This is a genomic window from Mycobacterium sp. UM_11 (genome assembly GCF_001414075.1).
GTDB lineage: Bacteria > Actinomycetota > Actinomycetes > Mycobacteriales > Mycobacteriaceae > Mycobacterium.
In genome coordinates this window covers 84344-100065 of the sequence record NZ_LATC01000003.1, presented here as the reverse complement: position 1 = coordinate 100065, position 15722 = coordinate 84344, and the positions used below count along the sequence as shown (strand labels likewise).

The window sequence follows — 15722 nt, the reverse complement described above, 5'->3', positions numbered from 1 at the left end:
GCGGGCTTGTGCTGGAGCCCGAAAAAACTGTGGCCACGGATCCTTGACTTCGGGTCCGTGGCCGTTCGGTGAAAACCGGGCTGTCAGGTGGCCATTCGGTGGACCTCGAGTCCCACGGACGCGTTCGTCGCGGCGGCGGCGGCGCGATGCTTCAGCGCGGCCGCCGGCACGGCGGTGTGGGCGGCATGCTTGAGCGCGGCCGCCGCGGCGGCCACGTCCACACCGAACGCGTCGTTGATCATCGTGGCCACCTCCCTTCGTCGTGCCAGAACGCAGCTTCGAGGGTAAACCGTCGCCGACGTCCGGAACAACCGATTTTCTGACCTGCGCGTTTGCGGCTCAGCCCCCGCGCACCAGCTCCAGCACGTCGGGCCCGTACTGCTCCAGCTTGCGGGCGCCGATGCCGGGGATCGCGATCAGCGCGTCCTCGTCGTCGGGGCGCAACTCGGCGATCGCGATGAGCGTGTTGTCGGTGAACACGACGTACGCGGGCACCTTCTGCTCCTTGGCGATGTCGAGCCGCCACGCCTTGAGCCGCAGCAGCAGCTCCTCGTCGACGTCGGCGGCACAGGTTTCGCAGCGCCGCAGCATCACCGCGGCGGCGGTGGCCAGGTCCTTGTTGCAGATGCGGCAGCGCGCCGCGGCGCCCCGGTTGCGCCGGGCCCGGTTCGGCGCGGCGTCGGCGCGCGCCTGCGGCGCGATGCCGTTGAGGAACCGCGACGGCTTGCGGCCCTGCCGCCCGCCCGGGCTGCGGGCCAACGCCCAGCTGAGCGCCAAATGCGTTCGCGCCCTGGTGATTCCGACGTAGAGCAGCCGGCGCTCCTCCTCGACGGCCTCGCTTTCGGGGCCGTGCGCCAACGCGTGCGAGATGGGCAGCGTGCCGTCGGCCAGCCCGACCAGGAACACCGCGTCCCATTCCAGCCCCTTGGCGGCGTGCAGCGAGGCCAGCGTGACGCCCTGCACCACCGGTGGATGCCGCGCGTCGGCGCGCAACCGCAGTTCGGCCAGCAGTCCCGGGAGGTCAAGCTGCGGGCGCTGGGCCACCTCGTCGTCGACCAACTCGGCCAGCGCGGTCAGCGCCTCCCAGCGCTCGCGGGCGCGGGTGCCGACCGGCGGCTGCGCCGTCAGCCCCAGCGGCTCCAGGACCGCCCGCACGAGTTCGGGCAGCGGCCCGTCGGCGCCGCGCTCGGCCGCGCGCTGCAGCGCCAGCAGTGACTGCTTGATCTCCTGGCGGGTGAAGAACCCCTCGCCGCCGCGGACCTGATACGGGATGCCCGCCTCGGTCAGCGCCTCCTCGTAGGCCTCGGACTGCGCGTTGACGCGGTACAGCACGGCGATCTCCGACGGCGGGGTGCCGGCTTCGATCAGCCGGCCGATCGACGCGGCGACGGCGGCGGCCTCGGCCGGTTCGTCGGGATGCTCGTGGAACGACGGCGCCGGCCCGGGCGGGCGCTGTCCCGACAGGTGCAGCTTGCTGCCGGCGACCCGGCCGCGGGCCGCGGCGATCACCTGGTTGGCCAGCGACACCACCTGCGGGGTGGAGCGGTAGTCGCGTTCGAGGCGCACGACGGTGGCGTCGGGATACCGCCGGGAGAAGTCGAGCAGGAACCGCGGCGAGGCCCCGGTGAACGAGTAGATGGTCTGGTTGGCGTCGCCGACGACGGTCAGGTCGTCCCGGTCCCCCAGCCACGCCGTCAGCACGCGCTGCTGCAGGGGCGTGACGTCCTGGTATTCGTCGACGACGAAGCAGCGGTAGCGGCCCCGGAATTCGTCGGCCACGGCGGCGTCGTTTTCGATGGCGGCCGCGGTGTGCAGCAGCAGGTCGTCGAAATCGAGCAGCGTCACCGATTCGTCGCGCACCTTCAGGGCTTCGTAGGCGCCGTACACCGTCGCGACCCGCGCGGCGTCCAGCGGGATGTCCCGCGCCGCCGCGGCCACGGCGGCGGGGTATTCCTCGGGGCTGATCAGCGAAGCTTTGGCCCACTCGATCTCGCCCGCCAGGTCGCGGACATCGTCGGTGCTGGCATTGATCCGGCAGCGGCTGGCCGCCCGCGCCACCACGGCGAACTTCGTGTCGAGCAGCTGCCAGCCGGTGTCACCGACCACCCGCGGCCAGAAGTACCGCAGTTGCCGGTGCGCCGCCGCGTGAAACGTCAGGGCCTGCACCCCGGCGACGCCGGTGTCCGTGTCCGCGGCCGCGTCCAGCATCCGCAACCGGGACCGCATTTCCCCCGCGGCCCGCTGGGTGAAGGTGACGGCGAGCACCTGCCCGGCGGCCACATGACCGCTGGCCACCAGCTGCGCGATCCGGTGCGTGATGGTGCGAGTCTTGCCCGTGCCGGCGCCCGCGAGCACGCAGACCGGGCCGCGGGGAGCCAGCACGGCGTCGCGCTGCTCGTCGTCCAGCCCGGCGGTCAGGGCGTCCGCGACCATCGGCATGGCGTCCATCTTGGCAGCGGTGGCCGACAAACCGCGTCCCCGCCCAGTGCGCGTCGGCGAGTTGTCGCCGGAATGGGTGGGTGCCCGCGGGGCGGAACACAGGTCCGCCCGGCTACGTTAACGAGCTATGAGCAACGCGCCGATCACCGTCTACACGACCTCCTGGTGTGGCTACTGCCACCGCCTGATGACCGTGCTGAAGTCCAACGGAATCGCTTACGAGACGGTCGACATCGAACAGGACCCCGCGGCGGCGGAGTTCGTGGGTTCGGTAAACGGCGGCAACCGGACGGTTCCGACGGTGAAGTTCGCCGACGGGTCGACGCTGACCAACCCGAGTGCGGCCGAAGTCAAGGCGAAGCTGGCCCAAGCCGGCGCCTGAGCCGTCGGCCCCGAACGCGCCGACGTTGACCAAGTGCCCCGTCTGCCGCCGGGAGCGGCCCTAACATAAGCGACCATGGCGTCGAGTTTTCGGTCTCTGTGGCGTCGGTGCGTGATCGGCACAGCCGCGGCCACGGTCGCCGTCGCGTCGGCGTGCTCGCACTCGCCGGGCGGCACTGCGGCGACCCCCACCGAACACGCCTACGCCAATTCGCTGATCATCAGCCTTCAAGACGCGCGTCGGATCGCCAATTTTGAAGGCCTGCAACCGTATTCGTACGCCGACCGGCACGACCCGCCGCGGGAGACCGTCGGCAACCCGCCGGCCCCATGCCGAGCCGTGGGGGCCACGGACCTGACGTTCGCGGGCGGCTGGAAAGAGTACCGTTCGGTCGCCTACGCCGGTTCGACCGACGACCTGAGGCCGGGCGGCATCGCGCCGATCAACGAGGTGACCAACGCCGTCGTCGTCTACCCCGACGCGGCCGCCGCGCACGGCGCCCTCAACCAGCTGCACGCGACGCTGGACCAGTGTGTGTCCCTGCACCACACCGCCTACGACTTCGCGTTGAACAAGCCGGACACCGCGACCCTGAAGCTCGGCTCCGACGGCTGGATCCACCTCTACACGGTGAAATCCGCGGTGCTGGTGTCCGTCGGCGTGCTGGGCATCGAACCCACCGAGCAGATCGCCAACACCGTCCTGCAGACGGTGACGGACCGCATCAAGTAGCGCCGCTCAGTCGATCTGGGCCCAGGATTCGATGATCACGCGGGCGATCGAGATCGACCCGGGCAGCAGCAGTTTCGACTCCGCCGTGCTGGACCAGTCACCGGCCGCCAGCGCGGTGCGCACCTCGTCGCGGGTGAACCACGCCGCCTCGGCGATCTCCCCGTCGTTGAAGGAGAACTCCTCGGCCGGGTCCGCCACGGCGTGGAAGCCGACCATGAGCGAGCGCGGGAACGGCCACGGCTGGCTGCCCAGGTAGCGCACGTCGCGGACGGTGAGCCCGATCTCCTCGCGGATTTCGCGCGCGACGCAGGCCTCGAACGACTCGCCGGCCTCGACGAATCCGGCCAGCAGCGAGAACATTCGCTCCGGCCAGACGGCCTGACGCGCCAGCACCGCGCGGTCCCCGCCGTCGTGGACCAGGCAGATCACCGCCGGGTCGATGCGCGGGAACTCCTCGTGACCGGTGACCGGATTGACCCGCGCCCAGCCCGCCCGCGCCGGCCGGGTCGGTGACCCGTCGACCGAGCTGAACCGCGCCGAGTCGTGCCAATTGAGCAGCGCGAGCGCCGAGGACACCAGCTGGCCGCTGGTGTCGTCGAGGATCGCGCCGAGGCCGCGCAGGTTCACCACCTCGGCGCGCACGTCCGGGTCCGCCGGCGCCTCGAGCGCGCCGCGGATGGCCCACACGTGGCGGTCGTCGGCGAGGCGCCCCAAGAACACCGCGTCGGGCGGCGGCTTGTCGGCCAGCTTGGCCGCGGCGCCGAGCACCACGCGGCCGTCGGCGACGAGCACCTGGTTGCGCTTGTCCACCCGCAACAGCGCCGCGTCGGCCCAGCCGGCAGCGGCCGCGTCGACGTCGGTGCGCAGCTGGTCGGCACGGTCGGCGCCGACGCGCGACAGCAGCGGGACGTCCCGCAGCCGAAAGTCGGCGATCGGAATGGGACCCGATTGATGGCGACCCGCTTCGCCCGGCTCCGCCGCGCTCGCGATCGGACCCGATTGATGGCGACCCGCTTCGCCCGGCTCCGCCGCGCTCGCGATCGCCATCAGTGCCCCGCGTGGCGGATGTAGAGCAGCCGGTCGTTGGCCTCGACCGCGTCCACCTCCGGCGCGCCGATGCGCAGCAGGTGGCCGTCGCGCACCACGCCGAGCACGATGTCGCGCAGGTGCCGCGGGGAACCGCCGACCTCGGTCGGCTCCACCTCGCGCTCGGCGATCGCCAGCCCCAGGTCGGGGGTCAGCAGGTCCTCGATCATCTCCACCACGCTGGGCGTGGTGGTGGCGAGCCCGAGCAGCCGACCCGCGGTCGCCGACGAGACCACCACAGAGTCCGCGCCGGATTGCTGCAACAGGTGCTGGTTTTCGGTCTCCCGGATCGAGGCGACGATCTTGGCGTTGGGCGCGAGCTCCCGCGCCGTCAACGTGACCAGCACCGCCGTGTCGTCGCGGCTGGTGGCGACGATGATCGACGCCGCGTGCTGCGCCCCCGCCAGCCGCAGCACGTCGGCCTTGGTGGCGTCGCCGTGCACCGTCACCAGGCCGGCGCTCGCGGCGTGCTCGAGGGTGCTGCGCTCGGTGTCGACGACGACGACCTCGCCCTGGGCGGCCTCGTCGCTGAGGATCGCGGCCACCGCCGTTTTGCCCTTGGTGCCGTAGCCGATCACGATCGTGTGGTTGCGCACTCTGCTCCTCCAACGCTGAATCTTCCACCCTTGCCGGGACCGCTCGGAGAGCACTTCGAGGGTCGTGCCGACCAGCACGGCCAGGAACGCGATCCGCAGCGCGGTGAAGATCAACGTGTGCACCAACCGCGCGGTTTCGGTGTACGGGGTGATGTCGCCGTAACCGGTCGTCGACAGGGACACCGCCGAGAAGTACACGCAGTCCAGGAAGGTCAGCGGCTGGCCCCGCACGTCGCGATATCCGTTGCGGTCCGCGTAGACGATGACGGCCGCGGCGAACAACACCACCAGCGCGATGGCGACGCGGCGGGTGATGACGCGAATGGGGCTGGCGTGATCCTCGGGGATGCGCACCACGCCGACCAACTGGTGGCCTCGCTGGGCGGTGAGCGTTTCGTCCAGACCGCTCAGTTGCCGAGACCTACCGTTGCGCACGGCGGTCCGTCATCGGCTCGACGCCGGCGCAGGTGAGAGGCACGACTCCATGTAACCACGATCGCCCCGCCCGTACTCGGGCAGCGCAGGTCAGCCGGCGGCGGAGCCCGCCAGCAATCCGGCCAGTTCGGCGGGCGCGGGCAGATCGTCCGGGGCGATCGTGGTGCGGGCACGCACGTAATAGAAGGCCGTGCGCACCGACGACTCCTCGACGCCGGACAACGCGGCCCACGCCAGGCGGTAGACGGCGAGCTGGACGGCCGCCTGGCGCATGGCTTCCGGCCCCCTCGGCGGTTCGCCCGTCTTCCAGTCGACGACGGTGGCGCCGCCGTCGGGGTCGGCGAAGACCGCGTCGATGCGGCCCCGGACCAGCGTGTCGCCGATCGGCATTTCGAAGGGCACCTCGACGGCGATCGGTGTGCGGGCCGCCCACGGCGATGCGGTGAAGGCCGCCTGCAACGCCGCCAATTCCCGGGTGTCGCCGACGTCGGAGTCCGCCGCGCCGGGCAGGTCCGCGAGGTCGAACAGGCCCTCTGCCCCGTAGAACCGCTGCACCCAGGCGTGAAAGGCGTTGCCCAGCAACGCGTGCGGATCCGGTCGGGGCGGCAGCCGATGCCTCAGCCGCTGCGCGGCGCCCGCGGGGTCGCGTGCCAGGTCCACCAGACCGCTGACCGACAGCTGGCCGGGCAGCGCGGCGGTGGGCGGCTGCGCCAGCCGCGCGCGCTCGGCGAGCAGGGCGTCGACGTCGTCGGCCCAGCCCTCGATGTCGGCGCCGTCGGCGACCGCGTCGCCCGCCATCGCCCGGGTCACCAGCGCCGCGCCGCGCTCGACCTCGGCGCGCCTCGCGGTCAACGGATCGGCCGGCCACATCGCCTCTACCACGTTGTCGCGCAACGGATTCCGGTCGCCGTCCGCCGGTGCGGGCGCCCACTGATCCACCACCCCGCAGGGCTCCCCGGCCGCGGCCGAACGGTCGATGACGTCCTTGATCTCGCACAGAAAGTCGGAGGGGCCGCGCGGTTTCATCCCGGTGGCCCCCCAGTGGTGACCCGACACCAGCAGGGTGTCCTCGGCCCGGGTGATGGCGACGTACAGCAGCCGGCGCTCCTCGTCGATGCGCCGCTGGTCCAGCTGGCGGCGATGCTCGGAGATCTTGTCGGACAGCTGCTTTCGATTGGTGACGTCCGAGGTGTCCAGCACCGGGACGCCCAGCGCGCCGGCACTGTCGCCCCGCAGCAGCGGCGGCAACTCGGACGCGTCGGTGAGCCAGGTGCTCCGGGACGCGGTCGACGGAAAGATTCCGCCCGACAGGTGGGCCACCGCCACCACCTGCCACTCCAACCCCTTCGCGGAGTGCACCGTCAGCACCTGGACGCGGTCGCGCGCGGGCGCCAACGGCGCCGGCGGCAAGCCGTTTTCGACGGACTCCGCCACCTCCAGGTACGCCAGCAGGCCCGCCACCGAGGCCGTGCGGTCGGTCACGGTGGCGTCGGCGCGTTCGGCGTAGCCGGCGACGACGTCGGCGAAGGCGTCGAGGTGTTCGGTGCCGCTCCAACCCGCGTGCACTCCCGCCGCGGCGCGGACGTCGCAGTCGACGCCCAGCACGCGGCGCACCTCGGCCACCAGGTCGGGCAGGGAGTGGCCCAACTGGCCACGCAGATAACGTAATTCGGCGGCCAGGGCGGTCACGCGCCGATATCCCGCCGCCGAGTACCCGTCGGCCGGGCCAGGATCGGCGATGGCGTCGGCCAGGCACGCCGAGTCGGTGTCCGGGCCGGCGGCGGCCGCGATCGATTCCGGCGAGGACGCCGCAGCGGCACCCAGCCCCTCGCCGAGTGTGCGGGCGCGTCGCCACAGCGCGGCGATGTCGCGACCCCCCAGGCGCCACCGCGGACCCGTGAGCACCCGCATCGCCGCCGCGCCCGCGGTCGGGTCGGCGACGAGCCGCAGCATGGCGACCACGTCGGCGACCTCCGGGACCGACAGCAGCCCGGCCAACCCGACGACCTCCACCGGGACGCCCCGGGCGCGCAGGGCATCGGCGATGGGGGCGGCGTCGGCGTTGCGGCGCACCAGCACCGCGGCCGTCGGCGGGCTCGTCCCGTCGGCCCGCCGGTATCGCGCGGCGAGTTCGTCGGCGATCCACTCCCGTTCGGCCTGCACGTCGGGGAGCAGGGCGCACCGGACGGTCCCGGGCGGGGCGTCCGGGCGCGGCCGCAGCGCGTGCACGGCGACCGACCGGCGGCGCGCCTCCGCCGATATCGCGTTGGCCAGCCGCAGGGTTCGCGGCGGGTTGCGCCAGCTGGTCCGCAGCTCCAGGACCGGCGCGGGCGTGCCGTCGCACAGGGGGAAGTCGGTGGTGAAGCGCGGCAGGTTCGTCGCGGAGGCGCCGCGCCAGCCATAAATCGACTGAATCGGGTCGCCGACGGCCGTCAGGGCCAGCCCGTCGTCGACACCACCGCCGAACAGGGCCGACAGCGCGACCCGTTGGGCGTGCCCGGTGTCCTGGTACTCGTCGAGCAGCACCACCCGGTAGCGGCCGCGCAGGTCTTGGCCGACCTGCGGGAAGCCCGCCGCCAGCCTTGCGGCACAGGCCATCTGCACGCCGAAGTCCATCGCCTTCGCGGCGCGCATGCGCTCGTTCAGGGCGTCGAGCAGCGGCACCAGCTCGGCGCGCTGGGTCTGGGTGGCCAGCAGGCGCAGCAGCCATTGGCTGGGCCCGCGGTCGCGCTGATAGGGGCCGGCAGGCAGGGCGTGGATCAGCCGCTCCAGCTCTACATGGGTATCGCCGAGCTGGCGTGTGTCCACCAGGTGTTCGGCCAGCTGGCCCCACAACCGCAGCACCATCGACGTCACCGCGGCCGGGGTCTTGTCGGTGCGCAGCTCCCCGCGGTGACGGCACACCACGTCGAACGCCAGCTGCCACAGCTCGGTCTCGCCGAGCAGCCGGGTGTCGGGCTCGATGGGCAACAGCAGCCCGTAGTCGCGGATCAACGAACCGGCGAACGCGTGGTAGGTGCTGACCGCCGGGGCGCCCGCGGGTTCCCCGGCGCCGAGGCCGACACCCGCCAACCGCGCCAGCCGGGACCGGACCCGGCGCAGCAACTGACCGGCGGCCTTGCGGGTGAACGTCAACCCCAGCACCTGGCCGGGTTCGGCGTAACCGTTGGCGACGAGCCACACCACCCGGGCCGCCATCGTTTCGGTCTTGCCGGCGCCGGCGCCCGCGATGACGACCAGGGGCCCGGGCGGGGCCGCGATGACCGCGGCCTGCTCGTCGGTCGGCGGGAAAAGCCCCAGCGCGCAAGCCAATTCGCCCGGGCTGTAGCGCGGATTCACTGCGCCACCCCGTTGGCGTGGGCGGGGCACGAGGGCCGGACGGGACAGTGCGCGCAACCGCCGTTGCGCCGGGCGATGAACCGCGGCCCGGCGGTCGCGGCCGCCGCGCGGCGGACCAGCTGGCGCCATTCCTCGCGGGCGGCCGGCGTCAGCGGATCCTGTTCGCGTTCCGTGGCGCCCGACGCCCCGGCCTTGCCGACATAGACCAGCCGCGCGCCGCCCGGCTCCGCGTCGGCCGGCTCACCGGACACCATGCCTTCGGCCACCGCCAGCTGATACAGCGCCAACTGGGCGTGTTGTTGGGCATCGTCCTTGCTGACCGGCGTCTTGCCGGTCTTGATGTCGACGACCACCAGCCGGCCGGCGGCATCGCGCTCCAGCCGGTCGACCCGGCCGTGCAGCCGGATCTCGCCGCCGCCCTCGCCGGACGCCGCCAGCGTTCCGTCGATCTCCACCTCGACGCCGACCTCGGTCAGCGCGTCGCGGGTCTGCGCCCGCCATTCGATGAACGCCTCGATCATCGCGCGGTGGCGCGCCAGCTCGTTGGCCGAATGCCACTCGGCCTCGAACGGCAGGTGCCGCCACGCGCGGTTCAGGCCGGCCAGCAATTCCGGCTCGCTGCTGTGCGGTTCGGCGACCAGGGCGTGCAGCACCGAACCGATGGTGGAACGCAGATCCCGCGGGTTGGTGCCCCCGTGCCGTTCGGCCAGCCAGCGCAGCGGGCAGTCGTTGAGCGTCTGCAGCGTGGACGGCGTCAGGGTGACAGCATCGCCGTCGCCGCGCAGCGGCTCGGTGGTGCTGACCGGAAGCAGGCCGTGCCAGCCGGCCGGATCGGCGCCCGGGACTCTGGCCTGGGCCAGCCGCGCCAATTGCGTTGCCGCGCATGCCCGGACGGCGTCCTCGACCGCGCCGTCGGGCGCGCACACCACGGCGCGCAGCCGGCCCACCAGGGCCGGCGCGGAGAGCACCCGGGGCGCCGAGAGGGGTTGCGCCGCAGCGAGATCGCCGTCGTCGGTCCACGCCGCGAGCTCGTAGCAGAACGACGACGGCAGCGCGGCCTGGTCGTCCGCAGCGCCCGCGTCGCTGTCCACGGCGGTCACCAGCAGTCGGCGGCGGGCGCGGCCCATGGCCGCCACCAGCAGCCGTCGCTCCTCGGCCAGCAGCGGTGCTCGCACCGACGCTTCCTCGGCGACGCCGTCCAGCACGTCCAGCAGCCGCTGGGTGCCCAGCACGCCGCCGCGCGGAACCGTGTTGGGCCACAACCCCTCCTGCACCCCGGCGATGACCACGACGTCCCATTCGTGCCCCAGGGCGGCGTGCGCGCTGAGCACCCGCACCTGCTCGACGGCCGCCATCGGCTCCTGTTGTGCGCTCGGCAGGTGCAGCGCGCCAACGTGGTCGACGAGCCCGCGCAGCGACGCGCCCGAGGTGCGGGACACGTACTGATCGGTGATGTCGAACAACGCCGTCACCGCCTCCAGGTCCCGGGTGGCCTGGGCGCCGGCGGGCCCGCCCCGCTCGGCGGCCGACAACCAGCGGCGCTGCAGGCCGGACCGCTGCCACGCGGCCCACAGGGTGTAGCGCGGGTCTTGGCCGTCCCGGTGGCAGCGCGCGGCCGCCTCTAGCACCGCGCGCACCCGCTGCACCGGGCGGAACTGCGGCCCCGCCGGCGGTGCGTCACCGGTCAGCGCGTCCACCAACAGATCCGCCACGTCGTCCGAGGGGCGATCGGCGTTGGCGCGCAGCAGCGTTCGGCGCAGCTGCCGCAGCGCGAACGGGTCGACGCGCCCGATCGGGCCGGTCAGCAGCGCCAGCGCCCGTTCGCCGTCGAGCCCGTCGGCGGTGACCGACAGGACGGTGAGCAGCGCCCGGGCCGCGGGCTCGTCGGACGGCGACCCGCCCGCCGCCGGCGGGGCCACCGGCACGCCCGCGGCGGCCAGCGCGCGCGGCAATCGCGCGCCGGCCCGTGGCACCGACCGGACGATGACCGCCATCTGTGACCACGGCACACCGTCGACCAGGTGCGCACGCCGCAGCGCGTCGGCGATCACCGCCGCCTCCGCGTGCGCCGATGCGGCCAGGCGGACGGCGACCGATCCCTCCTCGGGCCCGGTGCCCTCGATGCGCCTGCCGCCGCTGCCGCCGGGCAGTCGGTGCGCGATGCCGCTGACGGCGCGCGCCACCGCGGGGGCGCAGCGGTGCGACACCGTCAGCGTCACCGAGGGCGAGTCCTCGTCCAACAGCCCGGCGGATTCGCCGCCCCGGAAGCCGAACACCGCCTGGTTGGGGTCGCCCGCGATGACGGCCAGCTCGGCGCCCGCCGCCAGCACCCGGACGAGTCGGGCCGCCTGCGGGTCGAGCTGCTGGGCGTCGTCGACCAACAGGACACGCACCCGGCCCCGCTCGGCGGCCAACAGCTCGGGGTCCGTCGCGAAGGCCTCCAGCGCGGCGCCCACCAGTTCGGCGGCGCCCAGCGCGGGCGTCGTCGCCTGGGGTGCCGCCGTCCCCACCGCCGCCCGCAGCAGCATCACCTGCTCGTACTGGCGGGCAAACTGGCCGGCGGCGGTCCATTCCGGTCGCCGGCACCGACGGCCCAGCCGCTCCAGTTCCTGCGGGTCCACCCCGCGTTCGGCGCAGCGCGCCAACAGGTTTCGCAGTTCGGTGGCGAAACCCGCGGTGGCCAGCGCGGGCCGCAGATCCGCGGGCCACGCCGCGGCCGCGCGCGGCCCGTCCTCGAGGTCACCGGCCAGCAGTTCCCGGATGATGGCGTCCTGCTCGGCGCTGGTGACCAGCCGCGGCGGCGCGTCCCCGGCCCGCTCGGCCGCCCGCCGCAACACCGCGTAGGCGTAGCCGTGCACGGTCCGAACCAACGGTTCGCGAACGGCGGCCCGGCACGGCCCGGCGCTGCGCGGCCGCAACAGCGCCGTCGTCAACGCGCTGCGCTCCCGCATCCCCAGCCGGCCGGAACCGCTAAGCAGCAGAACCGATTCCGGGTCGAGGCCGGCGTCGATCTGGGTGACCGCGGCCGCCACCAACAGGCTGCTCTTGCCCGTGCCGGGGCCGCCCAGCACCCGGACCAGCCCGCGCGCGCCGGGCGCCAGCAGAGCCAACGCCTCGGTGTCCCAGGTGAACGACATGGCTGCATGCAACCACCAGGGTCCGACAAGTCGGCCCGACCGGCGGCGCCGCCGGCCCCTACGATGGAGCCGCGAGCAGCCGACCAATGGAGGGATAGGTAACCGTGACGGACTTTCCCGACGACGAAGCGCCCGAGGGCGACGCCGCGGAACAACTGCAACCCGTCGACGCCGACGACGACGAAGCCGGCTTGGACATCGACTATCTGACCGCCGCCGACCGGGAGGCCAACGAGGCCGACGTGATCGAGCAGGCCTACGTCGTTCCCACCGAGGACGACTGGGACGACGACCGCTGAGCCGGCACGATCGACCCGTGACCGCCACCCTCCACGTGCACCGCTACGGCCCGCCGAATCCGGTCCGGGTGCTGGCGCTGCACGGGCTGACCGGCCACGGGCAGCGCTGGCAGCAGCTGGCCGGCCTGCTGCCCGAAATCCCGTTCGCGGCACCGGATCTGATCGGCCATGGCCGGTCGTCGTGGGCGGCGCCGTGGACCATCGACGCCAACGTCGCCGCGATGGCCGCGCTGCTCGACGGCGAAGCCGGCCCGCCGGTGTTGATCGTCGGGCACTCGTTCGGCGGGGCGCTCGCGATGCAGCTGGCCGCGGCGCGCCCGGACCGGGTGGCGGCGCTGCTGCTGCTGGACCCGGCGGTCGGATTGGACGGCGAGTGGATGCGCGAGATCGCCGAGGCGATGCTGTCCTCGCCCGACTACCCCGACGCGCAGGAGGCGCGCCTGGAGAAGGTGCACGGGTCGTGGTCCGACGTCGACCCCGCGCTGCTGGACGCCGAGCTCGACGAGCACCTGATCGCGCTGCCGAGCGGCCGGTACGGCTGGCGCGTCAGCCTGCCGGCGATGATGGCGTACTGGAGCGAGCTGGCCCGCGACGCGGTGCTCCCCCCGGCCGGGACGCCGACGGTGCTGGTGCGCGCGAAGCGCACCTCGCCGCCGTATGTCAGCGACGAACTCGTCGCGGCGCTGCAGCAACGGTTGGGGTCCGATTTCCGGCTGCTGGATTTCGACTGCAACCACATGGTGCCCTACGCCGCGGCGGCCGACGTCGCCGCGCTGACGCGCGAATTGCTGGAAGCCCGCTGATCGTGGCGCCGGTGACCGACGAGCAGGTCGAGCGGGTGCGCGCGCTGGTCGCGGCCATTCCGGCCGGCCGGGTCGCCACCTACGGCGACATCGCTTCTGTCGCAGGGCTTTCCAGCCCGCGCATCGTCGGCTGGATCATGCGGACCGACTCCTCGGACCTGCCCTGGCACCGGGTGATCACCGCCTCGGGGCGCCCCGCGCGTCATCTGACCACCCGGCAGCTGGAGCTGCTGCGGGCCGAGGGGATCCTGGCCACCGACGGCAAGATCGCGCTGGGTGAGGTCCGCTACGAATTCCGGCGCTAGAGCACCAGGCGGACCAGCGCCGCGGTGCGGGCGAGGCCGGGAAACGCCTCGGCCGTCGACCGCGGGTGCAGCGCATGGACCGCCAGGCGAAACATCAAGGCGCGCAACAACATCTGCGGCCACTCGGGCAACGCACTCCAGCGTTCGATGAGTCCGTCGTCGGCCTCGCCCCAGGACAGGGCGTCGACGACGACGACCCCGGCCGCCCACGACGCGGGCCGCCAGTAGGGGGTGATGTCGGTGATCCCCGGGGCGGCGGTGCCGACGAAAAGCACTGTGCCGTAAAGGTCCCCGTGCACCAGCTGGTTGGGACTCTTGGTCGGCCTGCGCAGCGTGGCCAGCTGGTTGATCAGCTCCACCGACCGCTCGGCGTCGGCCGTCGGCGGGGCCGTCCGGGCGCCCGGCGGCACCGAGGCCAGCGGCCGCTCCTCCCACGCGGCGCGGTCGGCGGCGATGAAGATGTCCACGTCTCCCCAGGGCGCGGTGGGGCCTTGGGTCAGGAATCGGGGGCGTTCCAGTTTGCCGGTCGCCTCGTGCAGCCGCACCGCCGCCGAGACCACTTCGTCATGCCGGGGTTCGGGCGTGCCCGCGACGAAGGTGTCCGCCCGCCACCCGGAAACCACGTACCGCCCGTCCGTCGAGCGGACCGGTCGGGCCAGCCGGACGCCGTCGACGAACAATGTCTCGCGCACCCGGGCCGACCATGCCGCCCGGGCGTGGTCGGCCACCAGCGAAAGAACGACTTCGCCGCAGCGCCAGCCGCCCTCCCAGCTGGCCCCCAGATAGACGGGCTGCACGCCGGTCAAGCCAAACGCCGCCAGCACATGCTCCGGCGGTGGCTCGACATTCACACCGGTACTCTAAACGAGTCCAACAAGCGTTCCGGGTCAGTACATCACCATGTCGGGTTGCATCTGCTGCGCCCACGCCACGATCCCGCCCTGCAGATGCACCGCATCGGCGAATCCGGCCTTGCGCACCACCGCCAGCGCCTCGGCCGAGCGCACCCCCGTCTTGCAGTAGAGCACCGGCGTGCGGTCGTGCGGCAGCTTTGCCAGGCCCTCACCGGAATTGATCGACGACTGCGGGATCAGCCGGGCCCCGTCGATGTGGTTGATCTCCCATTCGACGGGCTCGCGGACGTCGATCAGCGCCAGCTTCTTGCCCGAGTCCAGCATGTCGCGCAATTCCCGCGGGGTGATCGCGGATCCGGTGACGCCCTGGTCGTCGGGGGCCGCGCCGCAGTACTGCTCGTAGTCGATCAGCTCGGTGATCTTCGGCCGCAAGGCGTCATCGGGTTCCCGGCGGATTGCGATGGCGCGGTAGGACATCTCCAGCGCGTCGTAGATCAGCAGCCGGCCCAGCAGCGATTCGCCGATGCCGGTGATGAGCTTGATCGCCTCGGTGCCCATCACCGACGCGATGGACGCGCAGACGATGCCCAGCACGCCGCCCTCGGCGCACGACGGGACCGTGCCGGGCGGCGGCGGCTCCGGATACAGGTCGCGATAGTTGAGGCCCCGCCCGCCGGGGGCGTCCTCCCAGAACACCGAGGCCTGGCCCTCGAAGCGGTAGATCGACCCCCACACGTAGGGCTTGCCGGCCAGCACGGCCGCGTCGTTGACGAGATACCGGGTGGCGAAGTTGTCGGTGCCGTCCACGATCAGGTCGTACTGCCCGAACAGCTCGACGGCGTTGCTGGAGTCCAGCCGGAACTCGTGCAACCGCACGGTGACCAGCGGGTTGATCGCGGCGATCGACTCGCGCGCCGACCGGGCCTTGGACCGCCCGACGTCGGCCACGCCGTGGATGATCTGGCGCTGCAGGTTGGACTCGTCGACGACGTCGAAGTCAATGATGCCGAGCGTCCCGACGCCCGCCGCGGCCAGGTAGAGCAGCGTCGGCGCGCCCAGCCCACCGGCGCCGATCACCAGCACGCGCGCGTTCTTGAGCCGCTTCTGCCCGTCGACGCCCAGGTCGGGGATGATCAGGTGGCGGCTGTAGCGGGCCACCTCATCGCGCGTCAGCTGGTCTGCCGGCGCCACGAGGGGCGGCAGCGCTGTCTGGGAACTCGACACGCCCGAACATCTCCTCGGTCTCGCGTTGCGGTTCGTCGTCGGTATCCATCACAGCAGCAGCCGCGGTGGACGGCAATGAATTCAACTGGCC

The 15722-nt window shown here is 72.8% G+C and carries 13 protein-coding genes; 5 read left to right on the top strand and 8 right to left on the bottom strand.

Features of this window, described 5'->3' with window-relative positions; translation table 11 throughout:
- Positions 1-83: 83 nt before the first annotated feature.
- Positions 84-242 carry a hypothetical protein gene (locus WU80_RS26035; RefSeq protein ID WP_197281000.1) on the bottom strand — a complete coding sequence of 53 codons (159 nt, stop codon included), beginning with the start codon at positions 240-242 and terminating at the stop codon, positions 84-86.
- A 97-nt stretch (positions 243-339) separates the two neighbouring features.
- The gene (locus WU80_RS01895; RefSeq protein ID WP_197281002.1) at positions 340-2439 is read right to left on the bottom strand and encodes an ATP-dependent DNA helicase UvrD2; all 2100 of its coding nucleotides are present in this window, start codon (positions 2437-2439) and stop codon (positions 340-342) included.
- 127 nt (positions 2440-2566) lie between these two features.
- Between WU80_RS01895 and mrx1 the strand changes: the two genes are divergently transcribed.
- Positions 2567-2821, top strand: a complete 255-nt coding sequence (mrx1, locus tag WU80_RS01890; RefSeq protein ID WP_055398990.1) for a mycoredoxin Mrx1 — start codon at positions 2567-2569, stop codon at positions 2819-2821.
- 111 nt (positions 2822-2932) lie between these two features.
- Positions 2933-3553, top strand: coding sequence for a sensor domain-containing protein (locus tag WU80_RS01885; RefSeq protein ID WP_055398992.1), 621 nt, complete (start codon positions 2933-2935; stop codon positions 3551-3553).
- 6 nt (positions 3554-3559) lie between these two features.
- On the opposite strand, the gene nudC is transcribed toward WU80_RS01885, so the two are convergent.
- The 4 genes from nudC to WU80_RS01865 all read right to left on the bottom strand — a co-directional run bounded on the left by nudC (position 3560) and on the right by WU80_RS01865 (position 12146).
- The gene (nudC, locus tag WU80_RS01880) at positions 3560-4492 is read right to left on the bottom strand and encodes an NAD(+) diphosphatase (RefSeq protein WP_055399147.1); all 933 of its coding nucleotides are present in this window, start codon (positions 4490-4492) and stop codon (positions 3560-3562) included.
- A 107-nt stretch (positions 4493-4599) separates the two neighbouring features.
- A complete protein-coding gene (locus WU80_RS01875; RefSeq protein ID WP_055398994.1) occupies positions 4600-5670 on the bottom strand; it encodes a TrkA family potassium uptake protein in 1071 nt (356 codons plus the stop codon).
- Between the two features lie 90 nt (positions 5671-5760).
- Positions 5761-9039: an ATP-dependent helicase gene (locus WU80_RS01870; RefSeq protein ID WP_369808477.1), complete on the bottom strand. Its 3279-nt coding sequence runs from the start codon at positions 9037-9039 to the stop codon at positions 5761-5763.
- Positions 9006-12146, bottom strand: a complete 3141-nt coding sequence (locus WU80_RS01865; protein ID WP_055398996.1) for an ATP-dependent DNA helicase — start codon at positions 12144-12146, stop codon at positions 9006-9008. Before WU80_RS01865 ends, WU80_RS01870 begins: the two co-directional genes overlap by 34 nt.
- Before the next feature lie 104 nt (positions 12147-12250).
- Here WU80_RS01865 and WU80_RS01860 point away from each other — a divergent pair, with 104 nt between their 5' ends.
- From WU80_RS01860 to WU80_RS01850, 3 genes are read left to right on the top strand one after another with little or no spacing between them, the layout of a single operon-like run.
- Positions 12251-12445 (top strand): hypothetical protein, encoded by a 195-nt coding sequence (locus WU80_RS01860; RefSeq protein WP_055398998.1) that lies wholly within the window; start codon positions 12251-12253, stop codon positions 12443-12445.
- Positions 12446-12462: 17 nt separating this feature from the next.
- On the top strand, positions 12463-13248 hold the full coding sequence (locus WU80_RS01855) for an alpha/beta fold hydrolase (RefSeq protein ID WP_055399000.1): 786 nt from the start codon (positions 12463-12465) through the stop codon (positions 13246-13248).
- A 2-nt stretch (positions 13249-13250) separates the two neighbouring features.
- Positions 13251-13553: an MGMT family protein gene (locus WU80_RS01850; RefSeq protein WP_055399002.1), complete on the top strand. Its 303-nt coding sequence runs from the start codon at positions 13251-13253 to the stop codon at positions 13551-13553.
- Here the strand turns inward: WU80_RS01850 and WU80_RS01845 are convergent.
- Both WU80_RS01845 and moeZ read right to left on the bottom strand, forming a co-directional pair.
- On the bottom strand, positions 13550-14404 hold the full coding sequence (locus tag WU80_RS01845; RefSeq protein ID WP_055399004.1) for a TIGR02569 family protein: 855 nt from the start codon (positions 14402-14404) through the stop codon (positions 13550-13552). The genes WU80_RS01850 and WU80_RS01845 overlap by 4 nt on opposite strands.
- 36 nt (positions 14405-14440) lie before the next feature.
- The gene (moeZ, locus tag WU80_RS01840) at positions 14441-15631 is read right to left on the bottom strand and encodes an adenylyltransferase/sulfurtransferase MoeZ (RefSeq protein WP_055399006.1); all 1191 of its coding nucleotides are present in this window, start codon (positions 15629-15631) and stop codon (positions 14441-14443) included.
- Between the last annotated feature and the right edge of the window lie 91 nt (positions 15632-15722).

Bases quoted from the DNA above. Each gene is read 5' to 3' on its own strand.
- WU80_RS26035 (WP_197281000.1), bottom strand. From the start codon at position 242: ATGATCAACGACGCGTTCGGTGTGGACGTGGCCGCCGCGGCGGCCGCG.
- WU80_RS01895 (WP_197281002.1), bottom strand. From the start codon at position 2,439: ATGCCGATGGTCGCGGACGCCCTGACCGCCGGGCTGGACGACGAGCAG.
- mrx1 (WP_055398990.1), top strand. From the start codon at position 2,567: ATGAGCAACGCGCCGATCACCGTCTACACGACCTCCTGGTGTGGCTAC.
- WU80_RS01865 (WP_055398996.1), bottom strand. From the start codon at position 12,146: ATGTCGTTCACCTGGGACACCGAGGCGTTGGCTCTGCTGGCGCCCGGC.